Here is a 16,150-nt window from a genome sequence, read left to right on the forward strand (position 1 = left end):
GGCGCAACTTTCCCCTCTAAGCTGCGTTTAGAACATCAAGATCGCATAGGGGGGAAGTCGTGAAGAAACTCATCATCGTGATGATCGGATTGTTCGTTGTCGCTTGCGCATGTTCGGCCAACAAGGATGGGGCCGGCTTGCCGGATGGTTCGTCCGGACAATGGGATCACGGATCGGGGTACGTGGTCGCCAAGGAAGGCGGCAGGCTGCTCATCGTTTCGGAGAAGGTCGACGGAGAGGTGTCGCTTGAGAACCTGCTCGTGGACGTGTCCCCGAACGCGATCTGGTTAGCTGTCGAGCAGGAGTCCTACGAGGCGGTCCAAATCGGGGACCAGGTGCGAATGACCATTAAAGGCGCGATCGCGGAATCGTATCCAGAACAAGCGACGGGCAGCGTCGAAATCATTAAGTAACATGCCTTTCTTCATCGAACGGAAGGCCATTGTAGACGATTTTTCGTACACAATGATCCGAATTTCTAAATTTGGATGAATTCTAGACGGATTTTCGAATAGATTCGTCGAATCTAGCTCCAAAGGCCGGATTGTATTCGATTTTTCGACTACAATCATATCGCCATAAGTCTCGGGTGTTATTTCCGGAGCAATCTACTAGCCAGTGACGCGGCTGGATAAAAAGGCAGTCCATACCCACCGGGTATTGGACTGCCTTTTTGCGTGTTTGGCGCCCGCTCACCGCGCCCGCTCACCGCGCCCGCTCACCGCGCCCGCTCACCGCGCCCGCTCACCGCGCCCGCTCACCGCGCCCGCTCACCGCGCCCGGCGCCTACGGCAGCCGGTAAATCGCGAACGGTTCGCCCCCGCGGAACGGGGCGCTAATCTCGTCCAGCCGCGCCAGTGTCGCGTCGTCCAGCTCGAGCGCGAGGCTCGCGAGGTTGCTCCGCAGCTGCTCGGACCGAGTCGCGCCGACGATAACCGTCGATACCGCGGGCCGCCGCAGCAGCCAAGCGAGCGACAGCGCGCTGGCGGTCGTGCCGAGCTCCTCCGCCAATGCGGCAACCTGATGCGCCAGCGTAACCGTCGCTTCGCCGAGGAATCGGCGGAAGCCGGGATCGGTTTCCGCGCGCGAGCCGGCCGGCGCGTCCAGCGGCGTGCCGTATTTGCCGGTCAGGATGCCTCCCGCGAGCGGGAAATACGGGATGATGCCGAGCCCTTGGTCGAGGCACATCGGGATAAGCTCGCGCTCCGGCGTCCGGTCGGCGAGCGAATAGCTCGTCTGCATGGAGACGTAGCGGCCCAGACCCAGCCGATCGCTGATGCCGACCGCCTTCATGAGCTCCCATGCGAAATAATTGGACGCGCCGACATAACGCACCTTGCCCAAGCGAACCATGTCGTCGAGCGCCCGGAGCGTCTCTTCCAGCGGCGTCTCCGGGTCGAACGTATGGATTTGGTACAAATCCACGTAGTCCGTCCCCAGCCTACGGAGGCTTCCTTCCAGCTCCGCCATCAGATGCCGCCTGGAAGAACCCCGCTCATAGACGCCCGCGCCCCGCGGCAATCCCGCCTTTGTCGTAAGGACGGCTTCGTGCCGACGTCCCTCCAGCGCTTTGCCGATGATCCGCTCCGACTCCGTTCCCGCATATATATTGGCCGTATCGATAAACGTGATGCCTTGATCCAGCGCTTGCCGAATAATCTCGATCGAGGTCCGCTCGTCCGACCGCTTGCCGAACGCGTTCGTGCCGAGTCCCAGCGCGGACACCTTCAGCCCGCTTTCTCCCAAACGACGGTATTCCATCACAATCCTCTCCTTCCCTTTTCTCGTACCGCTATCTTGCCTGTTGCCAGTATACCGAACAGACCGCATGTCCGCCAATCCCGTTAACTCTTAACCGCCGTCCGCCGGATGCAAGCCGCAACGTTGAAGGTCCGCGGCGCGAGAGGTATAATCTCCCTGAAGAGAACTTTTCCGAGGAGGAAAAAAGATGCGTTTCGTAAGCAACAAGGGTATAACGGACCCGGCGCTCAACCTAGCGCTGGAGGAATATATTCTCCGTTCGTTGCCGGCCGAAGACGATTACCTTTTGTTCTATATAAACGAACCTTCCATCATCATTGGCAAAAATCAAAACACCGTCGAAGAAATCAACGCCGAATACGTCGAGGCGAACAAGCTTCACGTCGTTCGCAGGCTGTCGGGCGGCGGCGCGGTCTACCACGACCTCGGCAACCTCAACTTCAGCTTCATCATGCAGGATGAAGGCGGATCGTTCCATAACTTCAAGAAATTCACGGAGCCCGTCGTGAAGGCGCTGCGCAAGCTTGGCGTCGAAGCGGAGCTGACCGGACGGAACGACCTGCAGGTCGGCGAACGTAAAATTTCCGGGAACGCGCAATTCCACACCAAAGGCAAAATGTTCAGCCACGGCACGCTGCTCTTCGACTCCGAGATCGAGAACGTGGTGTCCGCGCTTAAGGTGAACGCGGAGAAATACGTCTCGAAAGCGACGAAATCGATCCGCAGCAGGGTGGCGAACATTTCGGAGTTTCTGCAAGAGCCGATGACGGTCGAGCAGTTCTGCGAAACGCTGCTCGCGTCGATCTTCGAAGACGGCGGCGGCGAGCCGCAAGTTTACGAGCTGACGGACTCGGATTGGGAGAACGTGCATAAGCTGGCGAATGAGCGGTATCGGAGCTGGGAGTGGAATTACGGAAGATCGCCTGCCTTCAACGTTCAGCAGCGCAAGCGGATCGAGGGGGTCGGAACCTTCGACGTGCGTCTCCAAGTAGAAGACGGCGTAGTGAAGGAAGCCGCGATCTTCGGCGATTATTTCGGTAGGGGAGACAGCGCGGAGGTAGCGGCGAAGCTGGCGGGCAAGCGTTACGACGCGGCGTCGCTCCGTGAGCTCTCGGCGGCGATCGACCTTCCCTACTACTTCGGGCCGATTACGGAGGAGCAATGGCTGGAGCTGCTGCTCTAGTCCGTATCCAATAAACATTACTCGAAAGGAGCATGCCAAGTGGCCACGATCCGACCTCCTTGTTAATTTGCGGCCTCAGCCCGAGCGCCCCCATGTGAACATGACAACATCTAAACGTCATGCTCATAGAGAGGGGTTCCAATCTACATGTCTAATGTAAGAAAACTATATTTCATCCGATTCTTCCAGCATCTGATCCCGGCGTACGTGATCGAGAGGCTGTTCTGGGAGGAGAGGGGAATGACCATTCCGATGGTCGTGCTGACGGAGATCATTTTTGCCCTCACGATCGTAATTCTGGAAATTCCCACGGGCATATTCGCCGACAAATGGGGGCGGAAACGCATGCTGCTCACGGCTGCCTTCATCGGCTGCCTTGAGTTTCTCCTGCTTCTATTCGCCACGGAATTCTGGCACTTCGCCCTCGTCGTTTTCCTAACGGCGATCGCCAGCTCCGCAAGCAGCGGGGCGGACAATGCGCTTCTGTACGACTCGCTGCAAGAAGCGGGCGAACAATCTTCCTTCGAGCGGATCGTCGGCAGAATGAACGCGCTCGACATCGCCGCAATCATGATCGCGGCCCTATCGGGAAGCCTGCTCGCAGGGAAGTTCGGCTTCTCGTTCAACTATTGGCTTTCCTTCGTCAGCATGCTGATCGCGCTGGTGCTCACGTTGTCGCTAAGAGAGCCTGGGAGGGGAGTAACGAACGAGGATGCCTCCGCCATCCCGATCCGCACCTACGTGCGGGAGTCAATCGCCTTCTTCAGGGGCCATCCGGGTATTTACCCTGTCGTACTAACGGGGATGATCACGGGTGCCGCCATCAACTTCGTCGACGAATTTTGGCAGCTCTACCTTGAACGGCAAGGGATCCCCGTCGCGGCGTTCGGCGTATTCTCAGCGGCGCTGTTTCTCGCCAGACTGCCGGGCAATCTGCTTGCCTACAAGCTGAAGGAACGGATGAAGCTCGGAACGCTGCTAATGCTGATTACCGCGGCTCTTGCCGTCGGATTCGCCTATCTGGCGCGCGCGAGAGATTGGAGCGGCTTGATCGCCTTGTTCCTTGTATGTATGGCGGCTGGCGTCATCGAACCGCTGGCCGCGGGATACCTGCATCACCGCATCGATTCGACCATGCGCGCGACGCTGGATTCGTTCCAGTCGCTGGGCCTGAACGCGGCGCTCGTCACGACCGGGATCGGCTTCGGTTACTTCGCCTCCGAGCTGGATCTGTTCGGCGGCTTCGGTTTCATCGCGGCGATGGCAGCCGCGTTCCTCGTCTACCTCGCAGGCTTCTCGCGAAAGCGTACTGGCTCTGCCTGATCGACTTCAGGAACAGCCCCGAAGCGATATAGATAAGGAGTACCGCGAAGCCCAGCGGTACTTTTTTTCGTTCCAACCATGCGACGATCGGCCGGAACTGCCTCAAATCTTTTAAACAAAAAAAAGCGCATATGGAACTTTCGACGTTGCTGAGGGAACGTATGGGTAAGGGGGGATCGTAGTGAGCGAACATTATTTGCGGTATCTTGCGCCAGGCTACGATCGGGCCGAGGTGCTGGAGGATTTGATGAGGGAATACGGGGAAGACGTCTGGAGATTCGCTTATTTCCTGACGCGCAGGCGGGATGCCGCGGACGACATCGCGCAAGAGACGTTCATTGTCGCGTACAGACGGCTGTACGCCTTCAGGGGCGAATCGAGCGTGAAGAGCTGGCTGCTTGGCATCGCGCGCAACAAGTCTCTTCATTATCTGAGGAGCGCCTTCTTCCGAAAGGTCGTTTTGACGGACGCCGTCGCGATCAAAAAGGATGCGGCGGGTGCGGCAGAATCCGCGGAGGACATCGTATTCGGCCAGATTGCAGCGAGCGGCGTATGGGAGACGGTCATGACGCTCCAACGGAAACATCGCGAGGTCGTGCTGATGGCTTACCATTACGAGATGACGATGACGGAAATCGCTTCGGCGCTCGGCGTTTCCGAGGGAACGGTCAAGTCACGGCTCTCCCGGGCTAAACGCAAAATGTCCGAACTGCTGGACGAATCTCGAGCGAAAGGAGGCTGACGACGATGAAGGATGAGCATGCGGGCTGGGAGGAGCAATTGAAAGCCGCTCCGTTCGCCCAATCGCAATTTAACGAGGAGCTGAGAAAAAACGTGCGGAGAAGAATTACATCTGATGCGCGCGCGAGACGTTACGGTTGGCCGGTTGCGCTTGTCTGCGCTGTGGCCGTACTTGGGATGGGGGTCTTTTATGCGGCAGGCATGGCCGGTTGGCTCCCGGTTAAGGAAGCGGAGCGGCAGCCGAGAGGCGCTTATTACAAGGACGGGGAGCTATTGCTGCAAGTATACCCCGATCCGGAGCTAAAGGCCGGCAGGGAATTCGGGTATATCTTTAGTTTTACGGAACCTTTTGCGAACTTAGCGGGGAAGGTTCTTGAGATACAAGCGGTGCATGACGCAACGAACCAGACCGTGGCAGTCACCCCTCCGACCGTCTCCGTTATCGAAAACCCGAGCAGCGGTTACGCTACGCTAAAGAGGCATACCGTGAGCTTCGCCTTGCCGCTCGGCGGGTTATGGCGATTCGAAGTGAGCTTGGACGGCGCGCCGTACGCGAGGGTTGAGCTCGATGTCGCGGAGCCCGATTGGGAGCTAAGCCCGTCCTTTAGGACGGAGAACTACGAGATGACGGGAATCGAGGGCAAGGTGGGCTTTATCGATGCGGGTTTTATTGCCGGGCAGCCGAACAAATATATGTGGCATTTCTGGGGGGAAACCTTCAAACACGGAGGGGAGCTCGAAGTGCTGGCCGTCAAGCAGGGGACTACGGAGATGATTCCAGTTCTTCAAGGGCGTAATCTCGGAGGGGCTAACAATGGCGCCGACGCGCATTTGCCGAGCAGCATGTCGCTTCCCGAGGCGGGCGTTTGGAGGCTGCTGCCTTTCGTGAATGGCAGATTGGTCGAGAGCATCGTCGTCAACGTACGCGAGCAATAGAATCTTGCGGTACAGGCAACCTCGGAGCGGACGCTTCGGGGTTGCTTTTTGTGGTAGTCCAGCATGGGCGTCATCTCTAGGGTGAGGCGGAATCTGAAGGAAGCTGGAGGCAAATGCACGAGCCAAGGTATACGAACTGGATTAGAGGCAGGGCTAGTCGGATGAGTCACCCATACACGATGAAATCCAAAGTCGCCAAGGGATATCCCTGTAGACTCCAGTGGTTGCGGGCGCGAAATGAGAAGCAGGACAAGAAGCTGGGGACACGCTGGTCGTTACGAAGGAAAACTTATATACGCTCGAAAGCCAAACGGTGCTGTTTCCTTTTTTCCGCAACAAATAACGAGGCTGAAAGATGTGACCGAAGAAGAGTTGAGAGTTGGCTCGGCATTTTTGCAACATCTTCAATTCTATTATACTCTCTAACTGAAAGTAATAAAGCAATAGGGAGACTTCGCAGATGCCGAATATCGAAACGCAAGCCTTATTTTATCCGAATTTAGCCGATTCAAAAGCCTACAGGATTCCATCGATGATTACAACGAACAAAGGAACCGTGATTGCGGGTATTGATGCCAGGATCGTAGACCAGACGGATAATCCGAATCAGATCGACGCAACGATCCGACGGAGCGAAGACAACGGGAGAACGTGGGGTCCCGTGCAAAAGCTGGTTTCTTTCGCCGGGGAAGGATTGGACGGTGCGGCTGCGATTGATACGGCCCTCTTGCAGGATGAAATAACCGGCACAATTTTCATGCTTTATTGCCATACCCCCGGCGGAATCGGCCTTTGGGCAAGCGAGTCCGGAATAGCCTTTGATTCGGATGGCCGCAGAAAGCTATATGACGCGGAAGGGAATGTGTATTTCCTCGGCGAGGGCGGAGACGTTGCGGATTCGCAGGGACACGCCACGGATTATAGAGTTGATGCCGAAGGATATGCGTTCAAGTCAGGGGAGCCCCGTGGGAATATGTATTATAAAAAGGGCATCGACCCAAAGGAGAGTTTACTCGAAGCGAGAACGTCCTATTTACAAATCATCCAAAGCGAAGACGACGGACTTACATGGTCGAAACCGAAAGAACTGAATCTCTTGGTGAAAGAGGAATGGATGCGGTTTATCGGATCCGGTCCCGGGTGCGGCATTCAGTTAAAGCATGGGAACAAGGCCGGCCGATTGGTATTCCCGATTTATTTCTCGAATGAGGGAGGGCATCTTTCTTGCGCATGCATCTATAGCGACGATCATGGAGCTACTTGGCAGCGCGGCGCGTCTCCGAACGATGGAAGAGAGCTGGACGGCAATGTGCTCACGGCGAGGACGATCTCCGAAGGGAAGCAGTACTTGACGGAATCCCAGATTATTGAAATGCCAACGGGTGAGCTGAAGTATTATTTGAGGAATCATTACGGGCTCCAACGAACCGCGGTGACGACGAGTACGGACGGAGGAGAAACCTGGGGCGAAGTGACGTTCGACATGGCGCTTCTCGATCCGATCTGCCAATCCAGCGTTATTCTGTATCCCGATCAGGGAGACGGCAAGGTGCGTGTGCTCTTCGCCAATCCGGCCGATGAGAAGACAAGAATTAAAGGCACGGTTCGCTTAAGCGAAGACGGCGGATTAACATGGCCTTACAGCAAAGTGATCGAAGACGGGTATTACGGTTATTCCTGCCTGACGGTATTAAAAACCGGCGAAATCGGTGTCCTGTATGAACGCGTATATGACTATTCGGATTGGAATAACATGGACATTCAGTTCGGTACCTTCACATTGGATTGGTTAAAGTCGTAATTTCTGTTACAAAGGAATGATCTTTTGGGGCGCGAGAACTCCGATTACGGAGATCTCGCGCTTTCCTGTATTAATTATGCGTCACCACTTCGCCGGCGCCGCCGTACAGATCAAGTTCGCCCTCCAGTTCCAGCTTCAGAACGGTTACATCTTCGTGCGTATCTTCAGGGGTCATATAGATCCAAGTGGTACCCGGGATATTAAACCAAGGCACGCCCCCATGGATTTCGTGGCGAAGCTCTTTCCCCGAGTGAAGCACAGTGATTTTTTTAATGGCATTGGATAACCCTTTCAGACAGATATTTTCCTTCGGATCATCATATACAAAGAGATAGAGCGTTTGCCGATCCTTGGATATGGTGCTGCCGCCCAAGTAATAACGTGTATGAATTCCTTCGGTTGTCGTATAGATGGCTTCCTCATGAGCGCTTATCCATGCGCCGAGACCCAGCAAAATATCTTCCTGCCTTTTGTCTATCGTTCCATCCTCCATCGGACCGATATTGAGCAGCATGTTGCCGCCCAAGGTTATGCAGTCACAAAACATTCGGATGATCTGCTTCAGAGATTTATATGTGTTGTCGGCCGGTTGATAGCCCCAAGAGCGGTTAATGGTGGTGCAGAATTCCCAAGCTCCTTCCGGTCTTGTGATCGGAATACCTTGCTCCGGCGTCTTGTAGTCACCATGTCCTTGCAACCGAGAATTAATGATTAGTTCCGGATTAAAGGATTTCAAGTAGTTCTTGAATTCCGGCAAATTCCATTGCTCGGCGCTTCGCTCCCAGTCCCCGTCGAACCATAATAGATCCACTTGTCCGTAGTTTGATAACAGTTCTCCTAATTGGTTGTTATTAAAAGCGAGGAATCGTTTCCACTTTTCTTCGTCTTGAATACCGTTGGCAGGGGATGTGAACTTATTGACCGTAGTTAGATCCGCCGGCACTTTGCCGCCTTCATATACGCTCGCATAATCTGGGTGTGACCAATCTATTAAGGAGTAGTACATTCCCAGCCGTATCCCATTGTTCGTCATTGCTTCTGCGTATTCTTTCACAAGATCCCTATTTGCAGGTGATTGTTTGACCACATTTAAATCGGAGTACTGAGTATCCCATAAAGCCACGCCATCGTGGTGCTTTGTTGTTAGGATTGCATATTTCGCCCCCGCTTTGGCGATCAGGTCGGCCCACTTGTTGGCGTCGAAATTTTTTGCCGTAAACCCGTCTAATTGTTTCAAATAGTCCTCATGCGAGATTCTGTTGTGATAAAAGGACCAAGATTCCGAAATTCCTTTTACGGCATAAATCCCCCAATGAATAAAGATGCCTAGCTTAGCCTCTTCAAACCACTTAGGAACCATGATAAATCCCCTCTCTTTTTGTTGATATATCCAATACACATTTTATATTTCATTTGTTATAATGTAAACAAAATGAACCGTAAAAAAAGATTAAATGGTCTGAAGTTGACAAAGAATAAAAGAAGGAAGCCTTGTCCCATCTGCCTCGGCGAATGCCGAGACAATTATATATAAAAGTTGCGTAAAATGGTATACTTTATTTATAATCAATACAATATAACAATCGAATTGATCTGGGATGGAGAGAAGTGATTTTGAGTGACAGTTGATAATAAACCGTTGTATAAGGTTATTCTAGACGAATTGAAGAGCAAAATCGAAGAGGGCCAGTATGCGCCGGAACAGCAACTTCCAACAGAAATAGAGCTGGCGGAGCAATACGGCGTCAGCCGCATTACTTCGAAACGCGCTTTTATCGAGCTCGAGCGGGAAGGCCTGATCTACCGCAAAAGAGGCAGCGGCAGCTATGTTAAAGAACAGAAGGTGCCAAATCGGACGCATGATGGCGTTATTCAAAACGCGAGTCCGATTATCTCTATGATTTTGCCGTATCTGGCTACCAATGAGCTCGATTATATTAAAGGCGCAACAGATTATATTGATTCCAAAGGTTATTATCTAAGCATTCATAATAGCGATTGGAGCAAGGACAAAGAAAAGAATCTGCTTTCCAAGCTGTCGAAAAGTGGAATATGCGGCATTATTTTGTATCCTTTGAGTACAATCAGCAATGTGGAAGTGGTCAATGCGATTTGCAGCAATGGTTATCCTATTGTTACTGTAGATCAATACTTTGACCGTTTGAAGGTGAACAGCGTCGTTTCCGATAACTATAACGGCGGATATATGCTGGCGAGCAGGCTTATCGAGCTCGGACACGAACGAATTGCTTTCGTCTCCAGCGTCAGCATCGAATACCGGAGCTCTGTCAGGGACCGTTATCTTGGATATTGCCAAGCTTTAAAGGATCATCAGATTCCGATTGACCCCGAGCTGATCTTCACGGATTTTTACCGGGACGTTACCGAGAAAAATTCGAAGCAGTTCTATAAAGCTATGCTTGCCCGGCTGCAATCCCATAAAGCGACCGCCATCCAAGCGGAGCATGACTTATTGGCTGTCGAGCTGCTGAAAAACGGTTTGGAATTAGGCATTGATATTCCAGGACAGCTCTCCATTGCCGGATTCGACGATGATGAAGTTTCAAGGCATGTCGAGGTGCCGTTAACGACAATTGCGCAGGACTTTTATGAATTGGGGCGCAAAGCTGCCGAGTTGATCATTTCCGCAAACGAAAGCGGCAGTCCGGAGAATGTGAAGATAAAAGTTCCGGTCCGGTTAATCGAACGACAATCAACAGGCATCTGCTCCATTACGGTCGAGTGAATTTGATATACTAACGCCTCTCGCAGTTATAACTGCGAGAGGTTTTTCTTTTTCTTTTGATTTATAAATTTCAAAAATGGTATATCTATTATTTACAGAATTCAAATATGAAGCTATAATACAAATGTGATGAGTTATATGGTATATCCTATACTTGAAGGAGTGCCGAAATTCCTGTAAAGAGGATACATCATTATAGGAGAACGTCATATCAAACTTGTTCACGCCGAGGTTCTACCTTCAAGCAAGGGGGGGCGAATTGGAAAAAGCTTTAGGGGGTATTTTTGGTTCGTCACATGTATTGAAAAATAATACGATTTGGAGGAATTGAAATGAAAGCGCTTAAAAAACCATTAGTTCTTATTTCATTGATTCTCACTATCGCCCTGGCCGCATGCTCCAATAATGGAGAACAGCCAAACAACGGACAAGCTGCTTCAAATACGCCCTCAGCGTCGCCATCCGCAACCCCGACGCCTGAGCCGGAAGCGGAGTTCGATCTGAAAGGCGAGCCGATCAAAATCGGATTGTGGTGGGACGGCGCGGATCCTCGTGGGATAGCGGAAGCTGACCGCACTCCTTCTGATGAGTTGATGATTCAAAAGCTCGGAGAAGTTGAAAAAAAATATAACACCAAAATTGAATACGTAAAGTTCGGCGACTATGGCAAATACGTCGAGAACTTCACGACGACTTCCCTTGCGGGCGAGCCGTTCGCGGATATCGTAGTGATGGAATTGTTCTGGGCGTTCCCGACACTTGTAAATAAAGGCTTCCTTCAACCGATCGATGAATATCTCGATATGAACGATCCGAAATACAATGACTGGATGAAGAAGGGCGGCTCCTTCGGCGGCAAGCAATACGGCTTCTATGACGGCTCACCGTCGCCATACGGCTTCTTCTACAACAAAACGCTCGTTGAGAAGTTTGGTTTGGAAGATCCATATGAATTGCAGCAAAAAGGCGAATGGACATGGGATAAAATGCGCGAGTTCGCGAAAGCGGCTACAAAAGACACAGACGGCGACGGCAAAACAGATGTCTACGGTATTGCGGGCGCTTACGGAAAAGTGAATGCGCTTACCGAGCAATTCATTCACACAAACAATGCGTCTATCGATATAGATGCCAATGGCGACCTTAAGTTCTCCATGGACAGCGAAGATTCGATCGCCGCGCTGCAATTCGTATCCGATTTGTATAACGTTGACAAGTCGATCATGCAGCCGCAACCGGAAAATGGAGGCGCTGAGTTTATCGCCGGCAAAGGCGTGCTCTATGGCGGCTTCAGCTGGGAGCTTGGCGGCTTGAAGGACGGCTTGGCGGGAGCGGGTCAAGAGATCGGTTATGTATTCATTCCAAAAGGTCCGAAAGCAGACAAACATGTAAGCTACACGCCATACGGAAATATGTACATGTTGTCCAAATATTCGAAGCATCCGGAAGCGGCGATTCGCATATTTGACGAAATCAACCTGTTTGAAGAAGGCCGCAAGCTGACTTTGAAATCGTATGAGACCTCGTACCCATCGAAAGAATCAATGGATACGCGTGTTCAGATGCTTGACAGCATCGGGTACATTTCGTTCTATGCGATTCCTGATGCAGGCACCTTGTTTGGAAACGTAATTACAGACATTACGGAAGGCAAAGTGTCTCCGGCTACGGCTGTCGAAAAAGTGAAGCCGCAATTCGAAGCAAATATTAAAAAATTGATCGACGAAAGCAAGTGATTGATCTAAATATTTGCAATCTATAATTTGTCCCGTAATCCCGCAGCATTGCACATGCGGGATTACGGCGGCTATAAGAGGGGGAAGGTCATGCGGCGACCGCTTTTTATATTAATCGGCATATCGCTCTTCATCATCGCAGCCGTATCCGTCTCATTTTCGCGGTCCGGCACGTCTGGCGGTCAAGCCGTAATGGCTGGAAACACGCAATACGACGTATCGCAAATCGCGCAATTGGGCGGTTCCTACAAGAGAGGGAGCTATGATGAATATTTATCGAAGCTTCAATCATCCGCCTCAAGACCCGATGTCGAAGTAAAGATTGAGGGAGAGAGCTATGCAAGCGCTCAGGATATGGAGGTGTCCGTTGTCGACGACTCGGAGGACGGTCAAGGACAATCGCTCCTCACAGGCGATTCTGGCACTGTGAACTGGGAATTCGAGGTTCCTAAGGATGGACTCTATAATCTGCAGATGAATTTTTTTATTCCGGAAGGCAAGGAATCTGATGTAGAAAGAGAAATTCGCATTGACGGCAAGCTGCCGTTCTCGGAAGCAAGAAGTCTGGTATTCAGCCGGATATGGAAAAACGAGACGAATGATTTCATAAGGGATCATCGCGGCAATGATTTGATCCCGGCTCAGATTGAAGCCCCAGAATGGCAGGAGACGCTCCTGCAAGATACGACAGGCTATTATACAGAACCGTATCTCTTTTACTTCTCGAAGGGGAAACACACCTTATCCTTGGAATCCGTGAAAGAACCGCTGACAATCGATTATTTCAAGCTGATAAACGTGGAAGAAATGCCGACTTACGACCAGTTGGCTGCTATATATAAGGAAAAGGGATACGAGGAGGCGGAGCGCTTTTCGGTCAAAGTTCAAGGCGAACATACATCGACAAAGTCATCTCCAACCTTGCTGCCCTATAACGATCGCACAAGCCCTGCCAATGAGCCCTTCCATGTATCCAAGCTTCGGAACAATGCGATTGGCGGCTTGAACTGGCGTATGCCGGGACAATGGATCGAATGGGAAATTGAAGTGCCGAAGGACGGTTTATACCAAATCGCCGTCAAACATCGCCAAAATTATTTGCGGGACGGCAGCGCGCTGCGCACCTTGTACGTTGACGGAGAAATTCCGTTCCGCGAGGCAAGAGGGATGGCGTTCCCTTATGCCGCCGATTGGCAAATGGGCGTTATCGGAAATTCCGCCGACGAGCCGTATCTCTTTTATTTGACCGAGGGCACGCATACGATCCGTTTGGAGACAACATTAGGGGACATGGCGCCAATTATTCGGACGGTTGAATCCAGCATTTTGCAGCTTAATGCCATGTACCGCCAAATCATTAGCTTTACCGGCACGGTTCCGGATACGTTCCGCGACTACGAGCTGGATAAGCGGATTCCAGAGATGACCGAGCTGTTCGCCAAAGAGCGGGATGTTCTGTTCGATGTGGCCGAGCTGATCGATGGATCCGGCGAAGGCAGCGAGCGCTCGGCGGCTTTGAAAACGCTTGCACATCAATTGAATGATATGGCTGAGCGTCCGGATACCGTCCCTTCCCGAATCGACAGCTTTAAGACGAACGTCGGCGGAGTGGGTAACTGGCTGAACGCATTTAAGGAGCAGCCGCTTTCGATTGACTATTTGATCGTCAGCTCACCGGGAGCGACATTGCCTGATCCGGAAGCCACTTCGTTGCAAAATGTCAGCTCCGGCGTTCAATCGTTCCTCGCTTCGTTTACGGAGAAATACGATGAGTTTTCAAAGAAAGACGCGACCGGGGAAACTGTAACCGTATGGATAACGACCGCAAGGGATCAGGCGCAGATTATGAAGCGTCTCATCGATGATACGTTCACGAATGAAACGGGAATCAACGTTGATTTGAGACTGGTTGGAGCAGACGTGGTGCAGTCGGCTACGATAGCCGGTCGAGGCCCCGACGTAGCGCTGCAAATGGGCAACGATATTCCTGTAAACTATGCGACGCGCAACGCCGTGCAGGACTTGTCCATATTCCCGGATTTCAAGGAAGTAACGAAGAGGTTCCATGAAAGCGCTATCGTTCCCTACGAATATAACGGCGGCTATTTCGCCCTTCCGGAGCAGCAGACGTTCCCGGTAATGTTTTATCGCAAGGATATCCTTGAAGATGAGCTGAAGCTTAAAGCTCCGGAAACCTGGGAAGATGTTTATGCGCTTATACCGAAATTGCAGAAGAATAAGCTGGTTTTCGGCATGCCGCGTCTCTCCGACGAAGCGACCGTATCGGTCCTTCCGCCGAACGCCGCAATGGCGATGCTGTTGTTCCAGAATGGAGGCGCCTTATACGGCGATGACGGCCTGGTCACCGGTTTGGATGAGGAAATTGCGATTCAGCAATTCAAAAAATGGACCGATTTGTACGTCAATTATAAGCTGCCGATCAGAATGGATTTCGCGAACCGCTTCCGTACGGGCGAAATGCCGATCGGGATCGAGGATTATACGATGTATAACATGCTAAGCGTATTTGCGCCGGAAATTAAAGGGCTATGGGAGTTCGTTCCGGTACCGGGCACGATAGACGCGAATGGACAAATCCGCCGCGATGTCGGCAGCGGAGGAACAGCGTCGGTCATGCTGAAGCAAGCGAAGAACAAGGAAGAGGCGTGGGAATTTATGAAGTGGTGGACGAGTGCGGAGACGCAGCTTGCTTTCGGAAGGCAAATGGAAATTCGTCTGGGCACCTCGGCGCGTTACCCGACCGCGAATCTTGAAGCGCAATCGCTGCTGCCGTGGCCTAGGAGAGACTATGAAGCGCTCAAGGAGCAAATGGACTGGGTGCGCGGCATTCCGGAAGTGCCGGGCGGATATATGTCCGGCCGCCATATCGACAACGCGTTCCACAGCGTTGTCGTTCAAGGCAATGATCCGCGGGAAACGATAGAGAACTATGTTCGCTATATTAATGAAGAAATTACGCTGAAGCGGAAAGAATTCAATCTACCCTACAAGGAATGAGGGGAGGGGCCGTTATAAAAACTTTAGTCGAAATTAAAAAACATAGACATGCCTATGCGCTGCTGGCGCCGTTCTTCATTATTTTCATTACATTTACGGTTCTTCCGGTTTTGATGTCTCTGCTGCTCAGCTTCACGTACTTCAACATGCTGGAGGCGCCGAAATGGGTAGGCTGGCAAAACTATGCGCGTCTGTTTGTGCAGGATGACGTGTTCATGATTGCATTAAAGAACACCCTTTTATTTGCGGCGATCACAGGGCCGGTCAGCTATATGGCCTGCTTCCTGTTCGCCTGGCTGATTAATGAGCTGCCGCCGAAGCTTCGCGCCGTACTGACGCTCGTACTGTACGTGCCGTCTATTTCAGGCAACACTTATTTGGTGTGGCAGCTTCTGTTTTCCAGCGATTCATACGGATTGGCCAACGCATTTTTAATGAGTTGGGGCTTTATTCTGGAACCGATCCAATGGCTTAAAGATACGCGTTATATGCTCGGCATCCTGATTATGGTTCAGCTGTGGCTTAGTCTTGGCACCTCGTTCCTTGCGTTTATTGCCGGTCTTCAGAACGTAGACCGTACGCTGTATGAAGCGGGAGCGATCGACGGAGTGCGAAACCGTTGGCAGGAGCTATGGTTTATAACTTTGCCTGCGATGCGGCCGCAATTGTTGTTCGGAGCCGTTATACAAATCTCGATCGCTTTTGCCGTTGCGGAGGTTTCGATTGCCCTGCTGGGATTCCCAAGCGTCAATTATGCCGGGCATACCATCGTCACGCATATGATCGATTACGGTACGATCCGATTTGAGCTCGGTTATGCTTCAGCTATAGCGACGGTTCTGTTCTCTATCATGCTCCTGACCAACCTGGTCACACAGACGCTTCTGAAGAAGGTGGGAGAATAG

General features: G+C 51.9%; 12 protein-coding genes. 10 read left to right on the forward strand and 2 right to left on the reverse strand.

Features of this window, described 5'->3' with window-relative positions; genetic code table 11:
- Positions 1-59 precede the first annotated feature (59 nt).
- A complete protein-coding gene (locus RB620_RS11195) occupies positions 60-413 on the forward strand; it encodes a DUF3221 domain-containing protein (RefSeq protein ID WP_308094324.1) in 354 nt (117 codons plus the stop codon).
- A gap of 373 nt (positions 414-786) precedes the next feature.
- Here RB620_RS11195 and RB620_RS11200 read toward each other — a convergent pair whose 3' ends face one another.
- On the reverse strand, positions 787-1,761 hold the full coding sequence (locus RB620_RS11200) for an aldo/keto reductase (protein WP_308094325.1): 975 nt from the start codon (positions 1,759-1,761) through the stop codon (positions 787-789).
- 187 nt (positions 1,762-1,948) lie between these two features.
- Here RB620_RS11200 and lplA point away from each other — a divergent pair, with 187 nt between their 5' ends.
- The 5 genes from lplA (at position 1,949) to RB620_RS11225 (ending at position 7,745) form a co-directional block, all read left to right on the forward strand.
- On the forward strand, positions 1,949-2,944 hold the full coding sequence (gene lplA / locus RB620_RS11205; protein WP_308094327.1) for a lipoate--protein ligase: 996 nt from the start codon (positions 1,949-1,951) through the stop codon (positions 2,942-2,944).
- Between the two features lie 147 nt (positions 2,945-3,091).
- Positions 3,092-4,267: an MFS transporter gene (locus tag RB620_RS11210; RefSeq protein WP_308094328.1), complete on the forward strand. Its 1,176-nt coding sequence runs from the start codon at positions 3,092-3,094 to the stop codon at positions 4,265-4,267.
- A gap of 181 nt (positions 4,268-4,448) precedes the next feature.
- Positions 4,449-5,009: an RNA polymerase sigma factor gene (locus RB620_RS11215; RefSeq protein WP_308094330.1), complete on the forward strand. Its 561-nt coding sequence runs from the start codon at positions 4,449-4,451 to the stop codon at positions 5,007-5,009.
- 5 nt (positions 5,010-5,014) lie between these two features.
- Complete coding sequence (locus RB620_RS11220) at positions 5,015-5,944, forward strand: DUF4871 domain-containing protein (protein WP_308094331.1); 930 nt, start codon at positions 5,015-5,017, stop codon at positions 5,942-5,944.
- A 460-nt stretch (positions 5,945-6,404) separates the two neighbouring features.
- Positions 6,405-7,745, forward strand: a complete 1,341-nt coding sequence (locus RB620_RS11225; RefSeq protein WP_308094333.1) for a sialidase family protein — start codon at positions 6,405-6,407, stop codon at positions 7,743-7,745.
- Between the two features lie 70 nt (positions 7,746-7,815).
- Here the strand turns inward: RB620_RS11225 and RB620_RS11230 are convergent, their stop codons facing one another.
- Positions 7,816-9,105: an alpha-L-fucosidase gene (locus RB620_RS11230; protein ID WP_308094334.1), complete on the reverse strand. Its 1,290-nt coding sequence runs from the start codon at positions 9,103-9,105 to the stop codon at positions 7,816-7,818.
- Between the two features lie 258 nt (positions 9,106-9,363).
- Between RB620_RS11230 and RB620_RS11235 the strand changes: the two genes are divergently transcribed.
- From RB620_RS11235 to RB620_RS11250, 4 genes are all read left to right on the forward strand, one after another.
- Entirely contained in the window at positions 9,364-10,491 is a 1,128-nt protein-coding gene (locus RB620_RS11235; protein WP_308094335.1) for a GntR family transcriptional regulator, read from the forward strand.
- 332 nt (positions 10,492-10,823) lie between these two features.
- Positions 10,824-12,227, forward strand: coding sequence for an ABC transporter substrate-binding protein (locus RB620_RS11240; protein WP_308094336.1), 1,404 nt, complete (start codon positions 10,824-10,826; stop codon positions 12,225-12,227).
- 90 nt (positions 12,228-12,317) lie between these two features.
- Positions 12,318-15,245, forward strand: a complete 2,928-nt coding sequence (locus RB620_RS11245; RefSeq protein WP_308094338.1) for an extracellular solute-binding protein — start codon at positions 12,318-12,320, stop codon at positions 15,243-15,245.
- Entirely contained in the window at positions 15,242-16,150 is a 909-nt protein-coding gene (locus tag RB620_RS11250) for a carbohydrate ABC transporter permease (RefSeq protein ID WP_308094340.1), read from the forward strand. Before RB620_RS11245 ends, RB620_RS11250 begins: the two co-directional genes overlap by 4 nt.

The sequence above is a fragment of the Paenibacillus sp. LHD-117 genome (assembly GCF_030929555.1).
In the GTDB taxonomy this organism is placed as follows: Bacteria; Bacillota; Bacilli; order Paenibacillales; family Paenibacillaceae; genus Pristimantibacillus.